The sequence below is a fragment of the Shinella sp. H4-D48 genome, from assembly GCF_022637395.1.
GTDB classification, from domain to species: Bacteria; Pseudomonadota; Alphaproteobacteria; order Rhizobiales; family Rhizobiaceae; genus Shinella; species Shinella sedimenti.
In genome coordinates this window covers 201,537-227,202 of the sequence record NZ_CP093339.1, presented here as the reverse complement: position 1 = coordinate 227,202, position 25,666 = coordinate 201,537, and the positions used below count along the sequence as shown (strand labels likewise).

Sequence of the window (25,666 nt, the reverse complement as noted above, 5' to 3'; positions counted from 1 at the left end):
TGAAGGGGTTCCCGTCGCCCTGCATGGACAATTCGCGTCCAGCGCTGCCAAAACCCTTGAACCTTTTGATCGGACAGATGCGCACCGTGGGCGCGCATCGATATTTAGATGGTCGGGATGGTGCCGCCGTCGATCACATGCTCTGTACCGGTAATGGACGTCGCCCGGTCCGAAGCCAGGAAAGCTATGAGGTCTGCGACCTCTCTCGGCTCGGCCGGCCGGCCCAGCGGGATGCCACCGAGCGAATTCATGATCACCTGCACCGCTTCGTCGTAGCCGATGCCGGCTTCGTCGGCTATTCGAAGGGCAAGACCGTTGGCATCAGGACTGGCGATCCAGCCGGGCGAAACCCGGACGACGCGCACGCCCTTACGCGAGACTTCCTTGGAGAGGCCCTTGCTGTAGGTGTTGAGCGCCGCCTTTGCAGATGCATAGGCCGTCGTCGCTTCGGGTAATGGCAGGCGGTTCTGGATCGATGTCACATGAATGACGACACCGCTGCCCTGAGCGATCATTCCAGGGATCAAGGCCCGATCAAGCCTCACTGCTGGAAAGAAGTTCAGATCGAACTCCTTGTCCCATTCAACGTCGTCGAGCGCAGCAAAGCCACCCGAAGGGGCAGATGAGCCACCCAGAACGTTCACAAGGATATCGATCCCGCCGAGCTCCCGATGAACCGCATCGACGACGGCCTGAACCCCTTCTTTGGTGGTCAGGTCCGCTGCAACGAAAGCGGCACCGGAAAAGTTGGCCGGTTTGGCGCGCGCCGTCGTCAACACGCGTGCTCCGAGCTCCCGGAAGAGCGCAACCGTCGCGGCGCCGGCGCCCGAGGTACCGCCCGTAATCAGGGCTCGACGGCCCTGCAATGTGAGAAAAGCGGTCATATCGTGATCTCCAGTTCGGCGATCCTGTCGCCGGCGATGACGAAGAAGTAGCGCAGATCGACCGGGCTGCCGGGGAAGTCGCCGGCGACATGCGCCGTCACCTGCGTTCTGCCGTCCTCGGTGACAATGAAGAAGGGATCCGTTGTGGTGGGACCGTATTTCCGGGTGTAATCGACCTTCCACTGGCGGATGGCTTCATGACCGACGAGGGTCTCGCCAGCGTCCTTGACGATTGCGTTTTCCGTGAAACCGGCAGCGAGTTCGTCAGGGCCGCCGTCACGGTCGGCGATGAAAAAGGCCGCGATGCTTTCGGGCATTTTGATTGTCATTTCACGTCTCCAGGTAGGGCCAGGCTTCTCTTTGGGCCGGCACGCAATAATCTATGCCTGGACGAACGCTGCGATAACTGGGACAAACAGGAACGAGGAATTGCGAAAAGAGGGATAATGACGCGGGACATCCTCTCCGACCTGGACGCCGTTCTCAGCATCGCACGGCACGGATCTTTCCGTGCGGCCGCGCTGGATCTCGGCATGTCCACGACGGCCTTGAGCAATGCTGTCGCCAAGCTCGAACAGCGCCTGGGCGTCCGTCTGTTCAACCGCACGACGCGAAGCGTGTCGCTCACCGATGCCGGCAAGACCTTCGTCGAAAGGGTTGGGCCGGCAATGACGGATATCCACGACGCCATGCTAGCCGTACAATCGCTTCAGGAAACGCCATCAGGCACTTTGCGCATCAACGCCTTTGCATCGGCGGCCCGTGAGGTGATGGCGCCGCTCATCCTGTCGTTTCTACAGCGTTATCCGCACGTACACATCGATCTGGTTACGGAGGGACGACTGGTCGACGTCATCGCTGGCGGCTTTGACATGGGGCTCAGGCCCGCGGATCTCGTGCCCACCGACATGATCGCCGTATCGCTCGGGCTGCCGCGTGAAAATGCGGTCGTCGCTTCACCCGATTTTGTGCGCATCCACGGCGAACCGGCCGTACCCGACGATCTTTATCGGTTCAGGTGCATCCGCGCGCGCCTTCCCAACAACGCCCTGTTCCCTTGGCGATTTGAGAAGGACGGAACCCCGCTGCAAATCAACGTCCAGGGCGCCATCACCCTTGATGAGCCGAGCCTTGTCCGGATCGCCGCGCAGAACGGCATCGGTCTCGGCTATGTCATGGAAGCGGACGTGCGCGATGACATTGCAGCTGGGAGGCTTGTCCGGGTTCTCAAAGACTGGACCCCCAATCTGGCGCCGCTGGCACTTTACTATCCTGGCCGGAAGAACCCATCTGCCGCATTCACCGCGTTCATCCAGGCCGCGCGTGAGTTTGCAAGTTCCCGGGAATAGCAGCGGCGCGCGGAACGCCTGTCTGACATTTGTTAATCGATCGCGGCTCGATACGAGCTTTAGCCGCACTCAGCATCAGCACATCTCCACGGCACTAAATCATTGAAGATATTTGAATTTTTCCCACAGATGGCGGATTGCTTGACGAGCATTGTGCGGCCGGAGGCTTGTCATCCAAATTAAAAAATCGATTCGTGTATTTCGATATTGCTAATCCTCACCCTTCACTTAATATGGCGTTAAGTGAAGGGTGAGGTCGTGAACGAGATTTCCGTAACCGCTGACAACCAGTCTGGCATCGGCGAGAAGGTCAAGGCCTTCCGCACCGCCAGGCGCATGTCGCTGCGGGCGCTGGGAGATGCAACGGGAACGACTGCGAGTTTTCTCAGCCAGCTCGAGCGCGGCCTGAGCGGCGTCAATATCAGTACGCTGATGCGCATTGCCGGTGCGCTCGGCATCAGCCTGACGGACCTTTTCGATGACGGCTCACCCGCTGTCGGTCGCGTGCTGCGAAAGGCGGAGCGTCCGGCCCTGCCGCCGGCGGAGGGTTATCGCAAGATGCTCCTGTCCCGGCGTCCGATCCGCGACATGGAAGTCTATATCGGCGAGTTCGATCCGGGCGGCTCGACGGGTGAGAAGCCCTATAGCCACGGGGATTCGCAGGAACTCTTCTTTGTCATGCGCGGCGAGGTGGAGCTGACCCTCGGCGAGGAGCGTCATGTACTATCATCCGGTGACAGCATCGAATATCCAAGCTCGGTTCCGCACAAGACCGTCAATATCGGCACGGAAACCGCTGAAGTCATCTGGATGATCGCGCCGCCCACCAGCGTCGCGGATGATCTGGACCAATACCTGCCCCGGCCCGGCTCGTAGCCCCGGCAGGAACAACGTAACGCGAGCGCTACTGGGAGTATCAACATGAAGAAATTTGCGAGGGCTGTGGCCCTAACGATGACGTGCGCCCTGGCGTTGCCGGTATGGGCACAGGACAAGCCGGTCGCCGGCGAGGTGAAGGAAGGATCGCTCAAGGGCAAGACGCTGACCTTCGTTTCCTACGGTGGCATCTATCAGGATGGTCAGGTCGCTGCCCTGAAGGAATTCGTCGACAAATCCGGTGTAACGCTCCTGAACGACGGCCCGACCGAAATCGCCAAGCTGAAGGCTCAGGTCGATGCGGGCAACGTCACCTGGGATGTCGTCGATACCGCCGACCTTCCGCCCTATGTCCATTGCGGCACGCTTTTCCAGAAGCTCGATCTCTCCAAGCTCGACGTCTCCAAAATCCCGCCCGGCCAGGTTGGCGAATGCTCGGTTCCGGCGATGAACTATGGCGTCGTCCTGATGTACAAGAACGAGACTTACAAGGATAACCCGCCGAAAAGCTGGGCAGATTTCTTTGACACGGAGAAATTCCCGGGCGTTCGCGCCATCGACGGCTCAGGCGACCCTACCGGCGGTCTGATCGAGCAGGCCTTCAAGGCGACGGGCGGCGATCCGAAGGCGATGACATCAGACGATATCGAAAAAGGCATCCAGAAACTGCGCGACCTTGGCCCCGACACCATCTACTGGAAAACCGGTGCCGAGAGCCAGCAACTTGCGGAATCCGGCGAAGCCGACATGGTCATGATGTGGACCGGCCGTGCCATGACCGCCGTCAAGAACGGCGCGGCCTATACGCCGGTATGGCAGGATTGGCTCGTCGTCATGGACCAGCTGACCATTCCTGTTGGCGTCAAGGACACCGATGCGGCCTATGCGCTTATCAACGCGTATCTCGGTGCGAATGCGCAAGCCGTGCTCACGGAAACAACCTCCTATACGCCGATCAACATGGATGCGAGGCCGAAGGTCGATGAGGCGACGGCAGCCTTCCTCACCTCGACGCCTGAGCGCAATGCGCAGGGTTATCAGCAGAACATCCCGTTCTGGGTGAAGAACTTCGATCTCGCTGCCGAGAAGTGGAACGCGCTTCTTTCCGGCAACTGAGCCAATCGCCAGCCCAGCAAGCCCGGTTGCGCACCGGGCTTGCCTTCCAAACGGGAGATGATGATGACAGCCACGCCCGATGATGGCGCGCCAAACGCTGCGGCCACCGATCTCGCGCAGTCCCCATTCCTGTCGCGTTTTCGGCCGCGGGGCCCGGTCTGGCTTGCCACGCCGGCCTTATTTGTGCTTCTCCTCGTGCTTGCCTACCCACTTGGCATCGTGCTGTGGCGCTCGTTTTCCGATCCGGCGATCGGCATCGACAACTACGTCTGGTTCTTCCAGTCTGCCGTCAACCGCGCGGTGCTGCAAAGGACCTTCGTCGTCGCCGCCTGGGTCACCCTCGCCTGCCTCATCTGCGCCTATCCCTATGCGTATGCCATGACCATCGTCGGCAGAAACATGCGCCTGGCGCTCATCCTCTGCGTTCTGGTGCCCTTCTGGCTGAGCGGCGTGGTGCGCACGCTCGCATGGGTAATTCTCCTGCAGGATTCCGGCGTCATCAACTCCATGCTGCGCGGCATCGGCCTCCCACCCGTAAAACTCATCCGCACACTTCCGGGCGTCGTCATCGGCATGACGCAGGTCTTGCTGCCTTTCATGATCCTGCCGATCTATTCCGTGATGAAGGGTATCGACACACGTCTGCTGCCGGCCGCGCGAAGCCTGGGCGCCCAGCCCTGGAAGGCGTTCCTTCAGATTTACGTTCCGCTTTCGCTGCCCGGCGTTTACGCCGGCGCGATTATCGTCTTCATTCTCTCGCTTGGCTTTTACATCACGCCGGCGCTTCTCGGCGGCCCGCGCAGCATCCTTTTGTCGTCGCTCGTCCAGAACCAGGTTCTCAGTCTGCTCAACTGGGGTCGCGGCGGCGCCATGGGGGTCGTTCTGCTTGTCGCAACCTTCTTGCTTCTCGCCATCGCCGCTCCTTTGATGCGCCAGAAACACACAGCCTCGCGCAGGGAGGTGTGAGCATGCCCTCGTTCTCTCGCATTGTTCTCGGCCTCTTCTGCCTACTAGTGGCGATCCTGCTTCTTGCGCCGACGCTGGTCGTCATTCCGATGTCGTTCAACGGCAACAAGTCGCTCGCCTTCCCGCCCGTCGGGTTCAGCTGGCAGTGGTACGCGAATTTCTTCAGCAGCCCGGACTGGACGACAAGCTTCTCCAATTCGCTGATCGTCGCCCTCATCGTGGCCGTGGTGGCAACGGTGATCGGCACGCTCGCGGCCTTCGGCGTCAGCCGCGCCGCGGCACGCACCGGCGGCCTGTTGCGGGCCCTGCTCATCACGCCCATGGTGGTGCCTGGTGTCGTGCTGGCAATCGGCATCTATGCGGTCTATCTTGATACGCATCTCGTCGGCACCGTCACGGGCTTCGTGCTCGCCCATACCATGCTAGCCATTCCCTTCGTGCTGATCGCCGTGCAGGCGAGCCTCGAAGTCTTCGATCGCCGACTGGAAACGGCGGCATCGAGTCTGGGGGCCGGTCGCCTCACCGTGTTCCGCACGGTGACCCTGCCGCTGATCCTGCCGGGAGTGCTGTCGGGCGCGCTTTTCGCCTTCATCACATCGTTCGATGAGATCATCGTCGCGCTGTTCATCACCAGTCCCTATCTGAAGACGCTGCCGGTGCAGATCTATTCGTCGATCACGCGTGATGCCGATCCGACCGTCGCGGCCGTCGGTACCCTGCTCTTCCTCGCTACGTCGCTCATCATCATCGCTGGCCTGCTCCTGGGTATGCGCCGCGAAAGGACCTGACCATGCATGCTTCCCAACCTTCCACCGGTGCCGCGATCGAAATCCGCAAGGCGTCCAAACGTTACGGTGCCTTCACGGCCCTCAACGACATAGACCTCGATATCCGCCCCGGCGAGTTCATGACGCTGCTCGGACCATCCGGCTCCGGCAAGACGACGACGCTGAACCTGATCGCGGGCTTCACCGACATCACCTCAGGCACGCTGGAAATCGGCGGCAAGAGCGTCACGGGCCTGCCCTCGCATAAGCGTAATATCGGCGTCGTTTTCCAGCACTACGCTCTGTTCCCGCACATGACGGTCGGCAAGAACGTCGCCTACCCGCTGGCGCTGCGCGGCATCAAGGGTGATGAACGTGCGAAGCGCGTCCGGCGTGCTCTCGACATGGTGAAGATGGCCGATTTCGCCCATCGCTACCCAAGCGAACTCTCGGGTGGCCAGCAGCAACGCGTGGCGCTTGCCCGCGCGCTCGTGTTTGATCCGCCGTTGCTTCTCATGGATGAGCCGCTGGGCGCGCTCGACAAGAAGCTGCGTGAATGGCTGCAACTCGAGATCAAGCGCATTCACCGCGAACTCGGCACAACCTTCGTTTATGTGACACATGACCAGGAGGAAGCGCTCGTTCTTTCCGACCGTATCGCTGTCTTCAACGGCGGCCGCATCGAGCAGATCGGCACGGGCCGTGAGCTTTACGACACTCCGGCAACGCTCTTCGTCGGCCGTTTTATCGGTGAGTCCACCGTGTTGCGTGGATCGGCCGAGGTTTCGGGTGATGAAACAGCCATGGTTATCGGCGGACAGAGGGTTTTCGCCCATGGCCGCCTGGCTGACGGTGCTCGCCCGGTGATCCTGCTGCGGCCTGAACGTGTCGCCCTGAAGCGTGTCGGCGCGGATGTCGTTGCGGGCGAAAACCGTCTCACCGGCACGATTGCCGAAGCGATCTATCTTGGTTCCGGCTCGAAATACGAGGTGCGGCTGTCGGACGGTACGACCGCCGTCGCGCGAAGCCCGCTCGGAGCCGCTGATTTCGTCATAGGAGATACCGTCGACGTCACCTTCCTCCGCTCCGATCTCATCCTCCTCCCCGACGATGCCAGCGCCGACGTGACGCTGACCTGAACCCGAAAGCCTCTGCCATGGACGTCAAGACCAACGGTAACATCTCCTTCTGGTACGCGGATATCGGCGGCCTGCCGCAGAAGCGGCCACCTCTGCCCGGTGACCGCACCGCCGATGTCTGCATCATCGGCGCCGGCTATACGGGCCTGTGGACGGCCTACTATCTAAAGAAGGCCAATCCTTCGCTCGACATCGTCGTCGTGGAGCGCGAATTCGCCGGCTTTGGGGCGTCGGGCCGCAATGGCGGCTGGCTTTCCGGCGGTTTCGGATGGTCGCGGGAAAAATACCTGAAGACGTCCACCCGCGGTGCCGTTGTCGACATGCAGCGTGCTATGGCGGGCACGGTCGATGAGGTGATCCGGGTGGCGACAACGGAAGGCATAGATGCCGATATCCTGCGCGCCGATAACCTCACCGTGGCCACCAACCAGCCTCAGCTCGACCGCGCACGGGAGGAATACCAGTTCTATCTCGATTGGGAGATGCCGCCCGAGCAAATCGAGATGCTGTCGGCGCAAGAGGCGGGCAAACGCATCCGCATCGCAGACGTCAAGGGCGGCTTCGTCATTCGCGACATGGCGCGCGTGCAGCCGGCCAAGCTCGTGCGCGGCCTCGCGGCGGTGGTCGAGGGGCTTGGTGTCCGGATTTTCGAAGGCACGGCCGTCACCACTTTCGAGAAGGGCCGTGTGACGACCGATCGCGGCACGGTGCGCGCGCCCGTCATCATCCGTGCGACGGAAGGTTTCACCGCCGGCCTGCCCGGAGAAGAGCGCACCTGGCTGCCGCTCAACAGCGCGCAGATCGTCACCGAGCCCGTGCCTGACGCGCTGTGGGAACAGATCGGCTGGGAGGGGCATGAATTGCTCGGCGATGCCGCACATGCCTATTGCTACGCCCAGCGAACGCGCGAGGGGCGCATCACCATGGGCGGGCGCGGTGTTCCCTACCGTTTCGGTTCGAAGACCGACGTCAACGGCCAGACACAGCAGGCGACCATCGAAGCGCTGCATGCCATTCTAACGCGCCTGCTGCCTCAGACGAAATCGCTGAGGATCGACCATGCCTGGTGCGGCGTGTTGGGCGTGCCGCGCGACTGGTGCACGACGGCGGGCTTCGACCGGCAGACCGGTATCGGCTGGGCCGGCGGCTATGTCGGCCTCGGTGTGTCCAGCTCCAACCTTGCCGGCCGCACGCTCGCCGATCTCGTTCTTGGCCGGGAAACGGAGCTGACAGGTCTTCCCTGGGTCAACCGAACGGTGCGCAAATGGGAGCCGGAACCTTTCCGCTGGCTCGGCGTGCATTCCATGTACCAGCTCTATCGAATTGCCGACGAACGTGAATTCGCCGGCCTTGCCCAAACGTCCAGGCTCGCCGCCATCGCGGACGCCATCACCGGCCACTGACTTCTTTCAAGGACATATTCAATGATCAGTTTCGAGAATTTCGGCGATCTTCATAACCGCGACATCGGCGAGTTCACGCCAAAGCCCACCTCAATTGCAGGCGACCAGATGGAAGCCACGCTGGCGCTTTGGAGCAGTGCGAACGGCCAGATGGAGACGGGTATCTGGGAATGCACACCCGGCCGCTTCACGGCGGATCGAAGCCAGAATGCCGAAATCTGCTACCTTCTCAGCGGCCGCGTGACGCTTCACAATGGCGACGGCACGTCCCGGGACATCGGTCCCGGCGAAATGTTCGTCCTGCCGCTTGGCTGGCGTGGGGAATGGACCATTCACGAGCAGACACGCAAGATCTACACCATGGTTGCAGGCGGCGTTTGAGATCGCCACCGGAGCCGGCGCCTGAAAGTGGACCCTCACATCTCAGGAACCGGCTCCGATTGGACACCTGCAAGCGCAGTGTGGCGGTTGCCGCAACATAGCATCCCGCCGGCAGACGGGGTCATCGCTCAGCGGAAATCCATCGGACTTCAGAGTTTCGTCAGCTTTCGGATGAAAAGTCCGAACAGTTCTGCCTGGCTTGCGATGTTCAGTTTCTGATGAATGTTCTTCCGGTGAATTTTCACCGTTCCGGATGTTATTTTAAGCGTCGTGGCAATCGATGCGTTGGAATGGCCGCGAAGGATCAATGACGTCACCTCGATCTCGCGCGGCGTCAGCACGCCGTTCGTCATTCTGTTCAGCGTATCGTTGATGGGATCATGTGCGGGTATGGGACTTGCACCGGCATCGCTGCCGACGACGCTCCAATGTCTTTCGCAGAGGGTTCGAAGCAACGGCTCGGCACCGCGGATCAAGGAAAGATCCCGTCGGCCGAAGGCTGGCGCAGTGACAGGGCGTGTGAAGCTGATGACAACCCCGGCCCAGTTCGGCGTCCGGCACAAGATGCCGACCTCATCTCTGATACCCGTCAGCACATAGTGCTGGCGATAGTATTCCGAACTGTAGAAGTGGTCCGGCGCCATGTCCTTCAGCCGCAGGATCGACGTTTTCCGGGTGTCGAGCGCAGCGCCGTAGAAGGGGTCGAGCAGGTAAGGTCCGGCGATATAGGCACCCACGATCGTCTGCGCCCGCTTCGGATCGATGTTGTGGTAGCAGCAGACAGGTTTTTCAGCACCGCGATAGGCGAAGACCATCAGCACGTCGAAATCGATGATGGTTGCAAGCGCTGCCTCCAGACGCTGGCCAAAGCTGTCTGTGCCGACAGCCTGCACGGCCGCCGCAACCGCGCTGTTCCATGCTGCGAACCCCTGATCCAACCGCTGCCCCTTACCCGTTTGCCGAAGTCGGAAACCGACAGGCGCGTCTATCCCCCCGGGGATATTTCCATGCAACGACACCACGCCCTAGGCTAACCGCAACACTGGGAACAAGTCATGCCGAAATCACCGGATACATACAAAACCTTCGAAACGAAACTGCAGGAGATCGGCGCCCGGTCAGTCCATATCGGTATGGTGGATCCGGAAGGCGAATTCCGTGACAAGCTTGTCTCCGCCGAAAAGGCGGTGAAGCTCGCCAAGGACGGCTATCCGTTCTGCGAGGTGCTCTATTTCTGGGATATTGCTGAAAGCACCTATCGCGACGGATCGTTCGTCGACCGGTCGGCCAGGCTCGATGGGACGACGATCCGCAAATATCCCTTCGCCGAGAACATGGCGCTGTGTATCGCGGATTTCGACGGCGAATTCGGCCGCCGCTCGCCACGCAATGTCTGCCTTGCGCAGATCGAAAAAGCTGCCGAACTCGGCTTCGATGTGCATGCCGCCTTTGAGTTCGAGTTCTTCGTCTTCGATGAGACGGCGGAGAGCATGAGAGCGAAGCAGTATCGCGATCTCACGCATTTTGCGCAGGGAAACCGGACCTATTCCCTCCAGACGTCGGCGCTTCACGGCGATCTTCTGGCCGGCCTCGAAACGACGATGGAAACCATGGGCGTCAAGCTCGATGCCATCCACACCGAACTCGGTCCCGGCTGCTTCGAGGCGCCGCTCTATCATGCACAGGGCATCAAGGCGGCGGACGATGCGATGCTGTTCAAGAATTTTGCCCGCGCCTATTTTGCCCGTAACGGCAAGACGGTGAGCTTCATGTCGAAGCTTTCGCCGAAGCTGTCCGGCCAGTCTGGGCACCTCCACCTTTCTTTGCGCGACCGTGATGGCCGCCCCGTCTTTTCCGACGCGTCGGCGTCCGATGGACTCAGCCAGGCGGCACGGCATTTCCTTGGCGGCCTGCTGAAATTCATGCCGGAACTTCTGGCGATGTGCTCCTCCACCGTCAACGCCTACAAGCGACTCGTGCCGGGTGCGTGGGCGCCCACGGCAGCCAATTGGGGCGTGCAGAATCGTACCGCCGCCGTGCGTGTCATCAACGACCAGCCGGAGAGCACCCGCGTCGAGTTTCGCGTACCGTCAGCAGACACCAACCCTTATCTGGCCTTGTCGATGATGCTGGGTGCCGGCCTTGCCGGCATTCGCGAGCGTATCGAGCCACCGGCGGGCAGCGCGGAGGATTTCTATGCATCCACACCCGCGCAAAATGCCGTCTTCCCGCGTGATCTCCATGAGGCCGCCACCCGCCTGCGCGCAAGCAGCAAGGCGATAGAGCTTTTCGGCAGCGATTTCGTCGACAGCTTCGCCGAAAGCCGCGCGGTGGAACATCGCGAATATCAGAAAGAGGTCAGCGAATGGGAGATCCGGCGCTATCTGGGCGTGGTCTGATTCCGCGCCCCAATGAATAACGAAGAGAGGAAGAAAAATGAAAAAGGGAACAGCAGATATCAGCTCCAACATCGGCGCCGTGAACCGTCGTTCCGTGCTCAAGGGCATGGGCGGTTTGGGCCTCGGCCTCGCAGCCGCCGGCAGCGGCTTTCTCGCGTCACGGCGCGATGCGGCGGCGGCCGAAAGCCTCAATTACATGTGCTGGGAAGGCTACAATGCCCCGAGCATCCTCGAGCCCTTCCAGAAGTCGAAAGACGCCTCGATCTCGATCGACCTCATCACCGATTCCGCGGGCGGCTTTGCCAAGCTCGCAGCCGGCGCATCGCGTGAGTTCGATCTCGTTTCCTCCGACAGCCCCTGGATCCAGCGCATGGGGCCGGCAGGCTTCTGCCGCTATATCGACGAAGCCGATTTCGCCGATCAGTTCGCCGAGTTCTACCCGCAGTTCCGAGCTCCTTTCGAGCCGCTCGCCTTCGAAGGCAAGGCAACCGGCCTTCCCACCCGCTGGGGCTGGGTCGGCCCGACCGTTAACACCAAGTTCGATAAACTGGAGACCTGGTCGAGCTACGCTCCAGTCTTCGACAGCGCCTACAAGGACAAGATTTGCCTTCTCGACTGGGGTGACTGGCCGATCATGCCCCTTGCTCTCTATGCGGGCGTCAACCCCTACGAGGAACTGGACGCCGCTGCACTCGAAGAGGTCCGAAAGGTCCTGCGCGCTGCCTTCAAGAACACGCGCGCCATCGTCGCTGACCTCGCCGTGGCACAGAAGGGGCTGATCGACGGATCCTTCCGCGCCCTTATCGGCGGCGGCACCTATGCGACCTCGGCGCTGCGTATGAAGGGCCACGATTATATTCAGTCCATCGTGCCCGAGCCGAAGAACGGCTTGAAGCAGGGCATCATCTGGATGGAAGCCACCGGCCTGATCGACAACGGCAAGAACTCGCAGATCGAGGCAGACTTCCTGAAATACATCGTGTCTCCCGAGGTCGCAAAACAACTCGCAATCACCGAGGCGACCTGCAACCTGGTGCCAAACAGCAAGGCCGAGGCCCTCTTCTCCGAGGAAGAGAAAAAGGCCTTGCAGATGGATTACATGTGGACGGCCTGGGACAACAGCCAGTTCCACACGGTCGCGCCCAATATCGACGACATGCTGGCGATCTGGCAGGAAGAGCTCGCCGCTCGCTAAGTTCGCACAAAAAGGACAGGCCTGCCGAAAGAGCAGGCCTGTCTGTTCCCATTGCAGACCATCAAGGAAATCGAGCTTGGCCAGCCCCATCATCGATGCATCCGGCATCGTCAAGGACTACGGAGCGGCGCGTGCGCTTCACGGCGTTTCGCTTCAGATCGGCACCGGCGAATTCGTCGCGCTCGTCGGGCCTTCGGGTTGCGGAAAGACGACGCTGCTGAAGATCCTCGCAGGCTTCGAGGAGCCGACAGACGGGCGTCTTGAAATCCAGGGCAAGGATATGCGGGGCGTACCGGCGGCAAGCCGCCCCACGCGCATGGTCTTCCAGAAACTCGCGCTCTTTCCGCACAAGACGGTCGCCGAGAATATCGGCTTTTCCCTCAAGCTACAGAAGGTAAGCAAGACCGAGACGGACAGCCGCATTCGCACGATGCTCGACCTGATGCATCTGAAGCCCGATTATCTCGAGCGCTACCCCGCGCAGCTTTCCGGCGGCGAGCAACAGCGCGTGGCACTTGCCCGCGCGCTGGTGTCCCAGCCGAGCGTTCTGCTGCTGGACGAACCCATGAGCGCGCTTGATGCCAAGCTCAAGAAATCCCTTCAGGCCGAACTCAAGAAGCTGCACCGCGAACTCGGCACCAGCTTCGTGCTCGTCACGCACGATCTTGAAGAAGCGATGATGCTGGCGGACCGCATCTGCGTAATGCGATCAGGGCATGTCGTTCAGGTCGGAACACCCGCCGACATCTATTATCGTCCCGCCAACATGTTCGTCGCAGGCTTCATCGGCGAGACCAATTTCCTCCCCGTGACCGCAACCGCCGCCACCGATGGTGGCATGGCGGTGACGTCTCCGCTGGTTGTTTCCGGAAAAACGACCATCGCGTCCGAGCATGTCTCACCCTCTCTGTCCGCGAAGGGTACGGCGCTACTCGTGCGCCCAGAAACCATACGTTTCGTGAAGGGGGATGCCGCACCGGGCGAATGGCTGCTGGACGGACATGTGGAGGAGTACTTCATCAAGGGTGCGTCCACGCAGTACCGCATCCGCGTCCAGGGGCTCGATGCCGCGGTCATCATGGATCTTCCCGGATCGATCGTGTTGCCGGCCGCTGTCGGCGAGGCGGTGCGCATCGGTTTCGATCCCGTCCAGGCCTTTCTGCTGTCGGAGTGACCATGAGGATCGAATCCAAATCCTGGAACGACCCGGTTCTTGTCGCCACCGTAGCGCCCCTCGCGGTGGTCATGGTCGCGTTCTTCCTGGTACCGCTCCTGATGACGGCGGTGCTGACCTTCCAGACGACGCAATACTACCGGCTCGTCTGGACGTGGGACCTGAAAATCTGGACGGAGGTGTTTTCCAAACCGCATTACTGGACGATCATGCTGCGCACGGTGACGATGGCGCTGATCTGCGTCGTTCTGACCGTGCTGATCGCGTTCCCGGTCGCTTATGCGCTTGCCACGCGGCTCAAGACCTTCAAGACGCAAATTCAGATCCTGATCATTTTCGCGTTCCTGACCGATGCCGTACTCAAGACCTTCGGCTGGATTCTGATCCTCGACAAGAACGGTGTGGCCAACTGGCTGCTGATGCATTTGGGCTTTCCGCCGGAAATGCTGAACCTGCTGTTCACACCGACCGGCACGATGATCGGCATGGTCTACAATCTGGTCGCCTATCCGATATTCACGATCTATCTTTCGCTGGTGCGGATCGACCGAGATCTGGTGCTCGCAGCTTATGATGCCGGTGCTTCGCGCTTCAGGACCTTCTTCGAGGTTACGCTTCCGCTTTCCCGGCCGGGCCTTTACTCGGGAGCGGTGCTGGTCTTCGTGCTAAGCCTCGGCGCCTTTCTCGAACCCAAGGTGCTTGGTGGCGGCACGTCTCCGCTCGCGTCCGAGCTGATCCGCCAGAGTTTCGAGACCCGTGTGAACTGGCCACTCGGCGCAGCCCTGACGATGGTGCTGATTACCACCGGCGCCCTGATGCTTGCGGCCTGCGCGGCATTCGCCCTTCGACGCACGGCAACGACGAGGAGGCCCGCCTGATGTCACAGCGTATGCGCAACGCGTTGGTCGATACGACACTGGTCGGCTCTGTCGTCCTCCTTCTCATATTCTTCTACGCGCCGATCGCCACGCTGGTCGCGTTTTCCTTCACGTCGAGCCGCGTGTTGACGCTGCCGATAGAGAGCTTCTCACTGCAATGGTATGGTGAGCTGTTCAACAAGCCGGACTTCTTTCCAGCCGTCCTGAATTCTGCCACCGTCGCGGCAGTTTCGACAATCTTCGCAACGGTCCTCGGCACAGCCGGAGCCGTCGCGTGGATCAGATACCGTTTTCGCCTTCAAGGCGCATTCCGCGGTCTCACCTTCGCGCCGCTCCTGTTTCCGCAATTGCTGCTCGGCGTGGTCATGCTGTTGTGGTTTTCGGTGCTCGGGAGCTGGCTGGGTTTTTCGACAGGCCTCGTCACCGTCATCATCGGCCATGTCGTCTACATCACACCCTTCGCACTCGTTGTTGTCGCCGTTCAGGTCTATGGTTTCGACGAGACGCTGGAAGATGCCGCACGCGATGCCGGTGCAAGTGGCTGGGAAGTCTTCCGCGAGATCACATTCCCGCTGCTCTGGCCCGGCATCTTTTCTGCCGTCATCTTCTCCTTCCTGCTTTCCTGGGGAAATTTCTACGTTTCCTATTCGCTTGCCGGAACGGCGCGCACGCTGCCGATCTTCGTCTATAGCGGCATAGCCGTCGGCTCCTCGCCGATCTATCCGGCGCTTGCCACAGTCAATCTCGTGCCGGCACTTCTTCTGGTCATCGTCGCCGAGGTGCTGCGTCGCCGTGCGCTGAAGCGTCAGACGTCCGGCATTTCCACATCCTAACAAGCAAGGTTCCAACATGCCCGTTGATACGCCCACCGCCACCAGCAACTGGAGTTTCCCCACCGCCGTGCGCTTCGGTAACGGCCGCATCGCCGGCTTGGGCGAGATGGTGCGCGAACTTGGCGCAAGCCGCCCGCTCGTCGTGACCGATGCCGGGCTGAAGGATCTCTATCCCGTGCAGCGGACGCTCGAAGCCCTGAAAACCAGCGGTCTTGCACCCGAACTCTACTGGAATGTCAAACCCAATCCCACTGGCGGCAACGTCGCCGATGGTGTCGCGGCATTCCGGGCTGGCGACCACGATCTGGTGGTCGCGATTGGCGGCGGAAGCGCGCTGGATGCGGCCAAAGCGATCGCCTTCATGGCCCACCAGACCATCCCTATGTGGGATCTCGAGGATATCGGAGACAACTGGAAGCGCGCCAACACCACCGGCCTCGTGCCTGTTATCGCCGTCCCCACGACGGCCGGAACCGGCTCGGAACTCGGCCGCTCCTCGGTGATCACGCATGAGACCGATAAGCGCAAGGTCATCGTCTTTCATCCGTGCATGATGCCGGACATTGTCATCATGGACCCCGAACTCACCGTCGGGCTGCCTGCAAATATCACCGCCGCAACCGGCATGGATGCGCTGTCGCACGCCCTCGAAGCACTCAGCGCTCCGTCGTTCCATCCGATGGCAGAGGGCATTGCGCTCAATGCGCTGCGGCTGATCCACAAATGGCTGCCGATCGCCACACACGATGGCGGCAATCTGGAAGCGCGCGGCCAGATGCTCATCGCCTCGGGAATGGGTTGTGTCGCCCTGCAGAAGGGGCTGGGCGCGATCCATGCGCTCGCTCATCCGCTCGGTGCTCTCCACGATGCACATCATGGCCTTCTGAACGCCGTGCTGATGCCCTACGTCGTTACATTCAACGCGCCGGCCATTGCAGACAAACTCCAACTGCTGGCACGCGTTCTGGACCTTCCGCGCAAGGATGCGGACGGCGTGATCGACTGGATCGTTGCGCTGCGCAGCGACCTGTCAATTCCGGAAAAACTGTCAGGCATGGGCTTGAAAGACGTCGACATCAACAAGGTTGCGCAGATGAGCCTGCTCGATCCCTGCGCGGGCGGCAATCCGGTCAAGCTCGACGAAGAGAATGTCCGCGGCATTCTTTCCGCAGCGAGCTAGAGCATTTTCAGCCGAAGCGGGATTGCCTCGACGTTGGAAATAGCATTTCCGGTGAAAACCAGGTTTACCGGAAATGCCCCGGATCGCGCTTACAACTGCGGCTGATCGGATCTGAACGTCGATCACGTCATCCCCAAGCGATCCTTCAGGCGGTAGTACGGAAACACGTATCTCGCGGCTCTGGCCTTGATGGACCACAGCGCGATGTCGTTTCGGTGATCATAGACATTGACGGGCACGTCATCGAGCTCACGCTTGCCTGCCATGACCTCGCCCATGAGACGACCGAGATTTTGCGCGAGGTTGACGCCTCGGGTGGAGAACCCGCCGATGGAGAAGACGTTCCGACCCAGCCGCAAGATGTGCGGCAGGTAGCTGTCCGTCACCGCACAATAACCTTCCCAATAGCTTTCGAGCTGAATGTCATCGTCGGTCAATTGTGGGAAGAGCATCTTCATTCGCCCGCGGGCATGCTCCTCGCCATAGGCCACCTTGTTGCCGAAATCGAACACGGCACCGCCGGAAATCAGTCGACCATCCGAATCCAGGCGCCCGAAACCGCCTGATTTGCGAAGATCCGTAAAGCACAGCTGCGTCTTGAGGATTTTCTGGCGCAACGCCTCGCTAAGCGGCTTCGTGGCGACATGGTACAGATAGACAGGGATGACGGATTTTTGCACGGCCGGCAGGAAGTCGCCCGTATAGGCATTGGTCGCAAACACCGCCGACCGTGCCGACACATGGCTTGAGCCGCAGCGAACGATGACGCCCTGCGCGGTTTCCTCGAAGCCGTCGACGGCACTGTTTTCGAAAATGCGCACGCCGCTTTGCTCGGCGGCTCGCGCCAGCCCGACCGACAGACTATAGGGGTTGACGGTTCCGCCTTGCGCATTGGACCAGCCGCCGAGATAGCCCTGTGCGCCCAGAAGATCGGCGACATCAGCGGGAGAATGCCATTCCACCTTGGCACCAAGCGCCTTCCATTCATCATGGACCTTGCGCACCCTTTGCATCGAGGCATCGGAATGGGCTGGTTGCATCCAGCCGTTCTGGACCGCCGAGCATTTGATCTGAAAGGCATCGATTTGCCGGAATACGGCATCGGCGCCATGCAGAACGAGGTCGGCAAGCGCGAGGCCCTTGCGCCGACCGACGGTTGCCTCGACCACAGAGGGGGTGATGCCACCCGGAAACTGCGGCACATTGTAGCCGCCGTTGCGGCCAGCGGCGCCGTTTCCGACGCGGCCGGCCTCCAGTACCACGACACGCAGCCCGTTCTTTGCGGCGTGAATGGCAGTGTTGAGACCGGAATATCCGCCGCCGATGACGACGAGATCCGCGACCTCCTCTCCGGAAAGACGCGGATAGTCGCGGACGGTTTCTTGCAGGGTCTTCGTCCAGACGACGCCTTGCATGGTGGGATCGATCGGGCTTGCCATGGACATGATCACTGACCTTCGATGGGTTTTCAGAAAGAGAATTCGAGAATGATTGTGCAGACGTCGCACTGCTGCTGGTGGTTTGTATTAGGCATCGTCATGGCAGGCGGGCCGGCAGATCGGTCTCGGGCACCGCCTCGATCTTCCGGGCCTTGCGATGCGAGATGAAAAGACCGGCGACGACGATGATCGCCGATCCGACAAGCATATTCGTCCCCGGCACATCGTCGAAGAAAATGAAGCCGAACACCATGCCCCACAGCAGCAACGTGTACTGGAACGGCGCGAGAATGGAGACAGGTGCCAATTTCAGCGACCGCGTGACGACGAGGTGGGAAAAAGCGCCGATTACGCCGAGAAGCAGCATCGAAGCGCCCTCTGCAAGGGTGAAGGACCGCCAGTCGAAAATAGAAGCGGCGCCGGCGAGAAGGAATGTGGCAAGTCCCTGGTAGATACCGAGGGTCGCGTCGCCGGTTTGTGCCAGAGACCGGTTGAGCACCAGGGTCAACGCATAGGCAAGACCACCTGTCAGCGCAAACCAGGCCGGCGCGGAAAACGCGGATGCCGAAGGATCGAGCGCGATGACGACACCGACGAAGCCGATGAGAACCGCAGTCCAGCGCCGCCAGCCGGCGCGCTCTCCCAGAAGAAAATGCGAGGCGACCGTCATGTAGATTGGCCCGGCCATGTAGAATGTCATGACATCGGCAAGCGGCAGGTAGATGACGGCCGCGTAGAACAGCGACGTATCGAGAGTGATGAGCAGCGCTCGCACCATCTGCACAAACGGCCGGTGCACATTGTGAAAGGGCGTCTCCTGCTGCTGGCGCACCAGCGGTACGAGCACCATGAAAGCGCCAATAGCACGGATCGTCAGGACCTGCGCCACGCCAAAACTGGCAACCAGCATCTTTGCGACGACATCGTTCAACGCAAAGAGAAAATAGCCGACGATGACGAGGATAATGCCAACGGTCATGGCATGCCGGTTATCGGGATGAAGAAGGTTGCGAAGCATGCCGGGCGCCTGTCAGACGGCTCAAGGAGTGAAAGGCCGCCGGTTCATACCGGCGGCCGATCGGTCACGCGCCGCAGCCCACGACAGCGGTTGCGGAAATCTCGACCTTGACGTTCGGTACCGGGAACTGCACGACAAGCGCCGCATTGGTCGGTAGGATGTCGCCGAAAATTTCCTTGAGCGTCGGGCCGATGGCCGCAAACACCTCGGCGGAGGTCACATAGGTCGTGATCTGGACGACATCCTTCAGCGAGGCGCCGGCCTTCTCAAGCCATGGCTCGATGTTGCAGATGACCTGGCGGAGCTGTTCAACCGGATCGGAGCTGCATTCACCCGTCTGAAAATTGATGCCGACCGTGCCAGACACGTAGACCGTATCGCCCACCTTCACACAGCGGGAATAGCCATAGGCTTTCTCGAAGGAGGAACCGGAGGAAATGTTGATGCGCTTCGTCATTGTCTCAGCCTTTCATGCCAGAACCAAAATGGTTCGATAGGGAAATGTCACCAGGTGTAGCCGTTGGCGATCCAGCCGCCATCGACGGGAAGCACGATGCCATGCACCATCGAGGCCTCGGGCGAGGAAAGGAACGCAGCCGCCGCTGCGACTTCCTGCGGCTCGGCGATGCGGCCAAGCGGTGTGCGGTTGCGGACGCCGGCCATGTTGTAGATGCCCTTGTCGATGAGGTCCTGCACCATGGGCGTGCGCACGCCCGTTGGCGCCAAAGCGTTGATACGGATGCCGAGCGGGCCCCATTCGGTCGCCAACGACTGCATCATGTTATGAACCGCTCCCTTTGAAGCGCAGTAGGCCGTGCGCTTGGGCGCGCCCACGGAGCCGTACACGGAGCCGATGAAGACGATGTTGCCGCCGCCGTTCTCGCTCATGTACCGGGCTGCGCTCTGGGCCGGCAGGAAGCTGCCGAGCACGTTGACGGACATCATGCGCATGAAAGCGTCTGCCGCCACATCCAGCGCCGGCTCTACGGCGACAATCCCTGCGGCCGTAACGAGGGTGTCGAGCCCGCCGAAGGTTTCGACGGTGCGGGCGACAGCTGCATCGACATCCACCGGGTTCGTGACGTCGCCTTCGATGGCCAGCACGTCAGCCCCGAGCTTCTCACGTGCTTCGGCAACGCCGGCGCGGTCCAGGACGCAAACCTTGTCGCCGCGACGGATGAAATGTTCTGCCGTGGAGAAACCGATACCCTGCGCGCCGCCTGTTATGAGGCTGATCATTACGTTGTCCTTCCAGATTGACTGTCAGTTGGATTTGCCAAGTTCAATGCTGCGGTCGCGGGCTGCTCGCGTGGCTTCCGCCACGAGTTTCCCGGTACGCTCATCGCTCATGAAGACATTCAGGGCCGCTGCCGTCGTGCCGCCGGGGCTTGTGACCTGGAGGCGCAGCGCCGTCGGATCGGCGTCAGCCTCCATGGCAAGGCGGCCTGCTCCGCGCACTGTTTGCTTTGCCAGCAATGCAGCGGTTTGCGCCGGCAGGCCAAGCGCAACGGCGGCCTCTGTCAACGCCTCGATGAAGTGGAAGACATAGGCCGGTCCGGAGCCCGAAATTGCCGTTACCGCATCCATCTGCGCTTCGTCGTCGATCCAGGCGACCACCCCCGAGGTCGTCAGCAGCGACGCCACAAGGGTTTTCGCGGCAGCCGAAACGCCATCGCACGCGTAGAGAACCATCATGCCCTCGCCTATGGCAGCTGGCGTGTTCGGCATGCAGCGGACAATGGAGGAACCGGCGGGAAGACGCTGCGCCATGGATGCCGTGGTTACGCCAGCTGCGACGGAAACGAAGGTCGCACCCCGCGCGGCAAAGTCCGCACAGCCCGCCAGAACCGTTTCGACGAGCTTCGGCTTGACGGCGACGAACACCACATCGGGCGCTAAATCGTGCGGTAGATCGCCCAAGTGCGAGACGGCAACGGCACCCGCCGCGGCCGCACGATCACGAAGCGCATCGACCGGTTCCACCACATAAGCCGAGAGCATCGGGTCTTCGCGAAGCCAGCCGCGCAACATGGCAAAACCCATATTACCGCAGCCGACGAGGAGGAGCGTGTGGGACATGAATCGCTCCTCAAACACTCTTGATCAGGGCACTGATGATGCCGAGCGAAAGATCCGGCGCCTCGAGCTGCGGCACGTGACCGACGTCGGGCAGAAAGTGCAGGCCGACATGGCCGGGTGCCTGCAAGGCATCGTGCCAGTCGAGAACCCGGTCCTTGCGACCCCAGATGATCCGCGTCGGGCATTCCAGACGATGGAGGGCCGCCACGAGATCGAAGCTCTGCGTGCCATCGGCAAACAGCGTCTCGCCCATGTGGGATTGCGCGGCACGAAGGTTCCCGTCTGCGCGCGCCGCAAAGGCGGCGTTGGCGAAGGCGGGATCGATGAGCTTCTGATCATGCACCATTACCTTCAGCCAAGCTGCAAGGCTGTCGGGCCGCGAGGCGCGAGCAATACCTGAGATGAAGTCACCGTTGACCTTGGGGCCGAGACCGCCCGGTGCAAAGAGCGTTAGAGAGGCCAGCTTGCGGGGCCGCGTATCGGCAAGGGCAAGGGCAAGCGCGCCGCCCAGCGAATGGCCGATCACATGCGCGCCGTCGAGGCCCAGAGTATCGAAGGCGTCGCGGACCTCCCGCACCAGATTGGCGAAGCTTCCGATCTGCCGCTTCGGCGAAGTGCCATGGTTCGGCAGATCGAGACGGTAAACCGGATGGTCCTTCGCCAACTGACGATCGAGCGGATACCACGACAGCGAGTCGCTGGCGAAACCGTGGATCATGAAAACGGGCGTTCCGCCTTTGGCACCGCTGCGATGCACCTCAAGCGGCCCATTTTCATCGGCGGGCAGGCCCGCCGACACCGGCGCGGCAAATGCCGGCACACTTTGCGATGCCCCGGAAACGTCACGCAATTTGATGCGGCCGGACGGGCTGGACGCTCTGACGGCGCGAAGATCGACGCCGGCAGCACTGGCCGCCCGACGCGCTGCGGGACTTGCAATTATGCGCGCGGAGAGCGCCGCCGCACGCGGCGCCTCCGCGGCACGCTCAGCCACCATCATCGCCGGTGCCGGCGCGGATGACAGACTGGAACCCTTTACCGGCGCATCATCGCCATCATAGCCCACATCTGAGCTATCCTTGCCGATCAGGCACAGCACGGCCGCAGCCGGTACCTCGCTGTCCGCCTCGGCGAAGATGGCGCTGACCACGCCGGCACTGGGCGCCTCAATATCGACTGCCGCCTTGGCGGTTTCGATGGTGAGGAGCACGTCGCCCTCCGCGACCGTATCGCCAACGCCGACGCGCCACTCCACGATCACAAACGTTTCCATGTATTCGCCGGCGACTGCGCCCGCGGTTATCGGCGTTGCCATATCTGTCTCCCGGCCTATGCAAGGGCCTTTTTCGCCGCTGCAGCGATCTTCACCGCGTTCGGCAGCACGGCCATTTCCAGCGGCTCGGAATAGGGAATTGCCATATCGGGCATCGCGACGCGCGCCACTGGTGCATCGAGATCATCGAAGCAATGTTCCATGATCGTCGCTGAAAGTTCCGAGGCGTAGCCGCAGAAAGTCCAGCCTTCATTGACGACCACCGCGTGGTTCGTCTTGGCAATGGACCGGCGGATCGCATCGAGATCGAGTGGGCGCAGCGTGCGCAGATCGATCACCTCAGCCTCTACGCCATCCTTGGCGAGCAGCTTGGCCGCATTCTCAGCCTCAATGACCATCTTCGAAGAAGCGAAGATCGAGACATGCTTTCCTTCCACGACGGTTTTCGCCTTGCCGATCGGCACGAGCACATCGTCACCGTCGGGCACTTCACCGCGCGTGTTGTAGAGCAGCTTGTGCTCAAGGAAGACGACAGGCTGGCGATCACGTATGGCCGATTTCAACAGGCCTTTCGCATCCGCAGGCGTGGCCGGCGCGACGACCTTGATGCCGGGAATATGGCAGACCATGGCATCGAGGCTTTTGGCGTGTTGCGCACCGGTGCCCACACCACCACCACCCTGTGTGCGCAGCACGAAGGGAATATCCACCTGCCCTTCCCAGAGATAGGTGAAGACTGAAGCCTGATTGACGAGTGCATCAAGCGACAGGGGCAGAAAATCGGCATACATGATCTCGAGAACCGGACGCGTGCCGGACATGGCGGCAGTGACTGCCATGGCCGTGAGCGCCTGCTCGGAAATCGGCGTGTCGCGCACGCGCGCATCGCCGAACTCATCGCGCAATCCCTTGGATACTTTGAAGACACCACCGTATCGCCCGATGTCCTCGCCGAACAGGAACACGCTCGGATCGCGCTGCATCTCCTCCCTTAGGGCGGCGTTCAACGCTTCTGCATAACGCATCACGGTCATTACTTGGTCTCCGAATAGGCGGCCGAGGGGGCATGGATTTCAAAGGTCGGGAATGGGTCGGAGAGCGCGGTCTCGAAAGCCTGTGCGACTTCCGCGCGGGCGGCAGCCTCGATGGCGGCAACCGTGTCGGCCCCCACCAATGCCGAAAGCTTCTCGGCCGAAAGCTTGATCGGGTCACGCTCTAGCCAGGGCGCCATCTCCTCTTCAGACTGGTAACCGCCCATATCCGATGTGGAGAAACCCTTCACGCGATAGGTCTTGGCTTCGATGAGGGTTGGGCCGTCGCCGCGGCGCGCCCTTTCGGCGGCAGCGGCAACGGCGCGGTAGACGGCCTCGACATCGTTGCCGTCGACGATTTCGCCAGGCATCGCATAACCGGCGGCGCGGACGCTCAGATCCTCGACAGGCGACTGCACCTCCTGGCGCACTGTCAGGCCGTACTGGTTGTTCTCGAGCACGAAAATGACGGGCAGCTTCCAGAGACCCGCCATGTTCATCGCCTCGTGGCAGATGCCTGTCTGGGCCGCACCGTCTCCAAAGACCACCATCGAAACGCGGTCCTGCTTGAGGATCTGCATGGACAGTGCCATGCCCGTAGCGGCTGGAATACCGGCGCCGACAATGGCATTGCCGCCGAGCATGCCCGTCTTGACATCGCCAAGCAGCATGTGTCCGCCCCGTCCCTTGCAGTATCCGGTCTCGCGACCGAAAATCTCGGCAACGATACCGCGCGTCGTCAGACCCTTGCCGACATAGACATGGTGGCCGCGATGGGTGGTGCAGACATAATCGTCGGCCCGCAGCGCCGCGCAGGCTGCAACGCCCACGGCCTCTTGGCCATCGCAGCGGTGGATCGGGCCGCGTGTCTTGCCTTCCTTGGCATAGGCGCCAAGCACTTCTTCCAATTCACGCGTCACCACCATCTTGTGGTGGATGTCCTTCAGTTCGTCCGTGGATGGCGCGTTTATCATCTTAATCCTCGTGACCCTTAATTTGTTATAACACGTATCATAATGCAAAATCGGCGCAATTCGTTTTTTTATGCAAGTGCCAAAATTCAACCTGAAACCCTCCAGAAAACGGAATAAATCGCGTATAATCATGCACTTATAAGATTCTTCCAACCGCCACGGGAATCATCTGGACAAATTACAAACCGCGATCATTATATAACAAATAACTTTTGACAGCCGGGTGGTCCGGTTTGTCGGCATCAGCAAAAAAGGGGAATCCATGTCTATCAAGTCGACACTTGTCGCCGCACTCGCGGGTACGGTTCTGCTTTCGGTCACACCGGCCCATGCGGAATTCGGCGACACCCTGAAAAAGGTGAAGGAGCGAGGCGCCCTCGCCTGCACCGGTCATAACGGCTCCTACATGGGTCTTGCCGAAGTGGACGACAAAGGTAACTGGAAAGGCTTCGACATTGACCTGTGCCGCGCCGTTTCCACGGCGATCTTCGGGACCTGGGAAGGTCACGTCGATATCAAGCCGACCAGCTGGGCACAGCGCTGGCCTTCGCTCCAGTCGGGAGAACTGGATCTTGTCATCAAGTCATCCGGCTGGACGTTCAGCCGCGATACCGAAATCCGCGCACAGTTCGCGCAGCCCTACATGATGGCCGCGATTCACTACATGGTGCGCAAGGACCTGAACATCACATCTGCCAAGGATCTCGACGGTGGCACGCTTTGCCTTCCGACCGGCACCACCATGGAGCGCTACGCCGTAGAGCACGAGGCCCAGAACGGCTACAAGCTGAACGTCGTTCCATTCGAGAAGACGGAAGAAGCCAACGCCGCTTTCCTCGCCGGTCGTTGCGACGCCATGATGGAGTGGGATCTGCAACTCGGCGTCCTGCGCGCTACTGAGGCCAAGAACCCGGACGAATTCGTTATCCTGCCGGACGTTCTGTCGGCCGAGCCCGTCGGTATCGTCATGCGCCAGGGCGACGACAATTGGGTTGATATCGCCAACTGGGTGCAGACCGCTCTTCTGCTTGCCGAACAGGCCGGCGTGACGAGCGAAAATGTCGATGAGATGAAAGCCAACCCGCCGACGCCCGCCATCGGCAAACTTCTGGGCGCAACGCCCGGCATGGGAGCGCCGCTCGGGCTTAATGATGACTGGGGTTACAATGTCATCAAGACTGTCGGCAACTATTCCCAGATATGGGACCGCAACATCGGCAAGGACTCGCCCTATAAGGTCGAGCGTGGTGTAAACGCCCTGATGAAGAACGGCGGCATCCTCTATCCGCTCGTTCTCGACTGATCCTTCTCC

The 25,666-nt window shown here is 61.0% G+C and carries 26 protein-coding genes; 15 read left to right on the top strand and 11 right to left on the bottom strand.

What is annotated here, in order from left to right; genetic code table 11:
* Positions 1 to 104: 104 nt before the first annotated feature.
* Entirely contained in the window at positions 105 to 884 is a 780-nt protein-coding gene (locus MNR02_RS22155) for an SDR family oxidoreductase (protein ID WP_241949617.1), read from the bottom strand.
* Positions 881 to 1,213: a nuclear transport factor 2 family protein gene (locus tag MNR02_RS22150; RefSeq protein ID WP_241949616.1), complete on the bottom strand. Its 333-nt coding sequence runs from the start codon at positions 1,211 to 1,213 to the stop codon at positions 881 to 883. The genes MNR02_RS22155 and MNR02_RS22150 overlap by 4 nt, the downstream gene beginning before the upstream one ends.
* A 117-nt stretch (positions 1,214 to 1,330) precedes the next feature.
* On the opposite strand from MNR02_RS22150, the gene MNR02_RS22145 reads away from it, so the two are divergent.
* The 8 genes from MNR02_RS22145 (at position 1,331) to MNR02_RS22110 (ending at position 8,881) form a co-directional block, all read left to right on the top strand.
* Positions 1,331 to 2,233 carry a LysR family transcriptional regulator gene (locus MNR02_RS22145; RefSeq protein ID WP_241949615.1) on the top strand — a complete coding sequence of 301 codons (903 nt, stop codon included), beginning with the start codon at positions 1,331 to 1,333 and terminating at the stop codon, positions 2,231 to 2,233.
* Between the two features lie 258 nt (positions 2,234 to 2,491).
* Complete coding sequence (locus tag MNR02_RS22140; RefSeq protein WP_241604421.1) at positions 2,492 to 3,109, top strand: helix-turn-helix domain-containing protein; 618 nt, start codon at positions 2,492 to 2,494, stop codon at positions 3,107 to 3,109.
* Between the two features lie 78 nt (positions 3,110 to 3,187).
* Complete coding sequence (locus MNR02_RS22135) at positions 3,188 to 4,225, top strand: extracellular solute-binding protein (protein ID WP_371746788.1); 1,038 nt, start codon at positions 3,188 to 3,190, stop codon at positions 4,223 to 4,225.
* A 63-nt stretch (positions 4,226 to 4,288) separates the two neighbouring features.
* Entirely contained in the window at positions 4,289 to 5,191 is a 903-nt protein-coding gene (locus MNR02_RS22130; protein WP_241949613.1) for an ABC transporter permease, read from the top strand.
* A 2-nt stretch (positions 5,192 to 5,193) separates the two neighbouring features.
* Positions 5,194 to 5,979 carry an ABC transporter permease gene (locus MNR02_RS22125; protein ID WP_241949612.1) on the top strand — a complete coding sequence of 262 codons (786 nt, stop codon included), beginning with the start codon at positions 5,194 to 5,196 and terminating at the stop codon, positions 5,977 to 5,979.
* 2 nt (positions 5,980 to 5,981) lie between these two features.
* Complete coding sequence (locus MNR02_RS22120; RefSeq protein ID WP_241949611.1) at positions 5,982 to 7,097, top strand: ABC transporter ATP-binding protein; 1,116 nt, start codon at positions 5,982 to 5,984, stop codon at positions 7,095 to 7,097.
* A gap of 17 nt (positions 7,098 to 7,114) precedes the next feature.
* The gene (locus MNR02_RS22115) at positions 7,115 to 8,500 is read left to right on the top strand and encodes an FAD-binding oxidoreductase (protein WP_241604432.1); all 1,386 of its coding nucleotides are present in this window, start codon (positions 7,115 to 7,117) and stop codon (positions 8,498 to 8,500) included.
* A gap of 21 nt (positions 8,501 to 8,521) precedes the next feature.
* A complete protein-coding gene (locus tag MNR02_RS22110; RefSeq protein ID WP_241949610.1) occupies positions 8,522 to 8,881 on the top strand; it encodes a cupin domain-containing protein in 360 nt (119 codons plus the stop codon).
* 149 nt (positions 8,882 to 9,030) lie between these two features.
* Here the strand turns inward: MNR02_RS22110 and MNR02_RS22105 are convergent, their stop codons facing one another.
* Positions 9,031 to 9,819, bottom strand: coding sequence for a helix-turn-helix transcriptional regulator (locus MNR02_RS22105; protein WP_241949609.1), 789 nt, complete (start codon positions 9,817 to 9,819; stop codon positions 9,031 to 9,033).
* A 117-nt stretch (positions 9,820 to 9,936) separates the two neighbouring features.
* Here MNR02_RS22105 and MNR02_RS22100 point away from each other — a divergent pair, with 117 nt between their 5' ends.
* From MNR02_RS22100 to MNR02_RS22075, 6 genes are all read left to right on the top strand, one after another.
* Positions 9,937 to 11,280 (top strand): glutamine synthetase family protein, encoded by a 1,344-nt coding sequence (locus tag MNR02_RS22100; RefSeq protein WP_241949608.1) that lies wholly within the window; start codon positions 9,937 to 9,939, stop codon positions 11,278 to 11,280.
* 37 nt (positions 11,281 to 11,317) lie between these two features.
* Positions 11,318 to 12,475 carry a PotD/PotF family extracellular solute-binding protein gene (locus MNR02_RS22095; RefSeq protein ID WP_241949607.1) on the top strand — a complete coding sequence of 386 codons (1,158 nt, stop codon included), beginning with the start codon at positions 11,318 to 11,320 and terminating at the stop codon, positions 12,473 to 12,475.
* Positions 12,476 to 12,551: 76 nt separating this feature from the next.
* Positions 12,552 to 13,649, top strand: a complete 1,098-nt coding sequence (locus tag MNR02_RS22090; protein WP_241604443.1) for an ABC transporter ATP-binding protein — start codon at positions 12,552 to 12,554, stop codon at positions 13,647 to 13,649.
* Positions 13,650 to 13,651: 2 nt separating this feature from the next.
* Positions 13,652 to 14,527 (top strand): ABC transporter permease, encoded by an 876-nt coding sequence (locus MNR02_RS22085; RefSeq protein ID WP_241949606.1) that lies wholly within the window; start codon positions 13,652 to 13,654, stop codon positions 14,525 to 14,527.
* Complete coding sequence (locus MNR02_RS22080) at positions 14,527 to 15,360, top strand: ABC transporter permease (protein WP_241949605.1); 834 nt, start codon at positions 14,527 to 14,529, stop codon at positions 15,358 to 15,360. The genes MNR02_RS22085 and MNR02_RS22080 overlap by 1 nt, the downstream gene beginning before the upstream one ends.
* A 16-nt stretch (positions 15,361 to 15,376) precedes the next feature.
* Positions 15,377 to 16,540, top strand: coding sequence for an iron-containing alcohol dehydrogenase (locus tag MNR02_RS22075; RefSeq protein ID WP_241949604.1), 1,164 nt, complete (start codon positions 15,377 to 15,379; stop codon positions 16,538 to 16,540).
* A 122-nt stretch (positions 16,541 to 16,662) separates the two neighbouring features.
* Here MNR02_RS22075 and MNR02_RS22070 read toward each other — a convergent pair whose 3' ends face one another.
* From MNR02_RS22070 to MNR02_RS22035, 8 genes are all read right to left on the bottom strand, one after another.
* Entirely contained in the window at positions 16,663 to 17,985 is a 1,323-nt protein-coding gene (locus MNR02_RS22070; RefSeq protein WP_241949603.1) for an FAD-binding oxidoreductase, read from the bottom strand.
* Positions 17,986 to 18,076: 91 nt separating this feature from the next.
* Entirely contained in the window at positions 18,077 to 18,997 is a 921-nt protein-coding gene (locus tag MNR02_RS22065; protein ID WP_241949602.1) for a DMT family transporter, read from the bottom strand.
* A 64-nt stretch (positions 18,998 to 19,061) separates the two neighbouring features.
* Positions 19,062 to 19,454, bottom strand: a complete 393-nt coding sequence (locus MNR02_RS22060) for a Rid family hydrolase (RefSeq protein ID WP_241949601.1) — start codon at positions 19,452 to 19,454, stop codon at positions 19,062 to 19,064.
* 47 nt (positions 19,455 to 19,501) lie between these two features.
* Positions 19,502 to 20,236: an SDR family NAD(P)-dependent oxidoreductase gene (locus MNR02_RS22055; RefSeq protein WP_241949600.1), complete on the bottom strand. Its 735-nt coding sequence runs from the start codon at positions 20,234 to 20,236 to the stop codon at positions 19,502 to 19,504.
* 24 nt (positions 20,237 to 20,260) lie between these two features.
* Positions 20,261 to 21,076, bottom strand: a complete 816-nt coding sequence (gene proC, locus MNR02_RS22050) for a pyrroline-5-carboxylate reductase (protein WP_241949599.1) — start codon at positions 21,074 to 21,076, stop codon at positions 20,261 to 20,263.
* Positions 21,077 to 21,086: 10 nt separating this feature from the next.
* The gene (locus tag MNR02_RS22045) at positions 21,087 to 22,391 is read right to left on the bottom strand and encodes an alpha/beta fold hydrolase (RefSeq protein WP_241949598.1); all 1,305 of its coding nucleotides are present in this window, start codon (positions 22,389 to 22,391) and stop codon (positions 21,087 to 21,089) included.
* Positions 22,392 to 22,405: 14 nt separating this feature from the next.
* Positions 22,406 to 23,383 (bottom strand): alpha-ketoacid dehydrogenase subunit beta, encoded by a 978-nt coding sequence (locus MNR02_RS22040; protein WP_241949597.1) that lies wholly within the window; start codon positions 23,381 to 23,383, stop codon positions 22,406 to 22,408.
* Positions 23,383 to 24,354: a thiamine pyrophosphate-dependent dehydrogenase E1 component subunit alpha gene (locus tag MNR02_RS22035; RefSeq protein WP_241949596.1), complete on the bottom strand. Its 972-nt coding sequence runs from the start codon at positions 24,352 to 24,354 to the stop codon at positions 23,383 to 23,385. The genes MNR02_RS22040 and MNR02_RS22035 overlap by 1 nt, the downstream gene beginning before the upstream one ends.
* A 262-nt stretch (positions 24,355 to 24,616) precedes the next feature.
* Between MNR02_RS22035 and MNR02_RS22030 the strand changes: the two genes are divergently transcribed.
* On the top strand, positions 24,617 to 25,657 hold the full coding sequence (locus MNR02_RS22030; protein ID WP_241604467.1) for a transporter substrate-binding domain-containing protein: 1,041 nt from the start codon (positions 24,617 to 24,619) through the stop codon (positions 25,655 to 25,657).
* Positions 25,658 to 25,666: the final 9 nt, after the last annotated feature.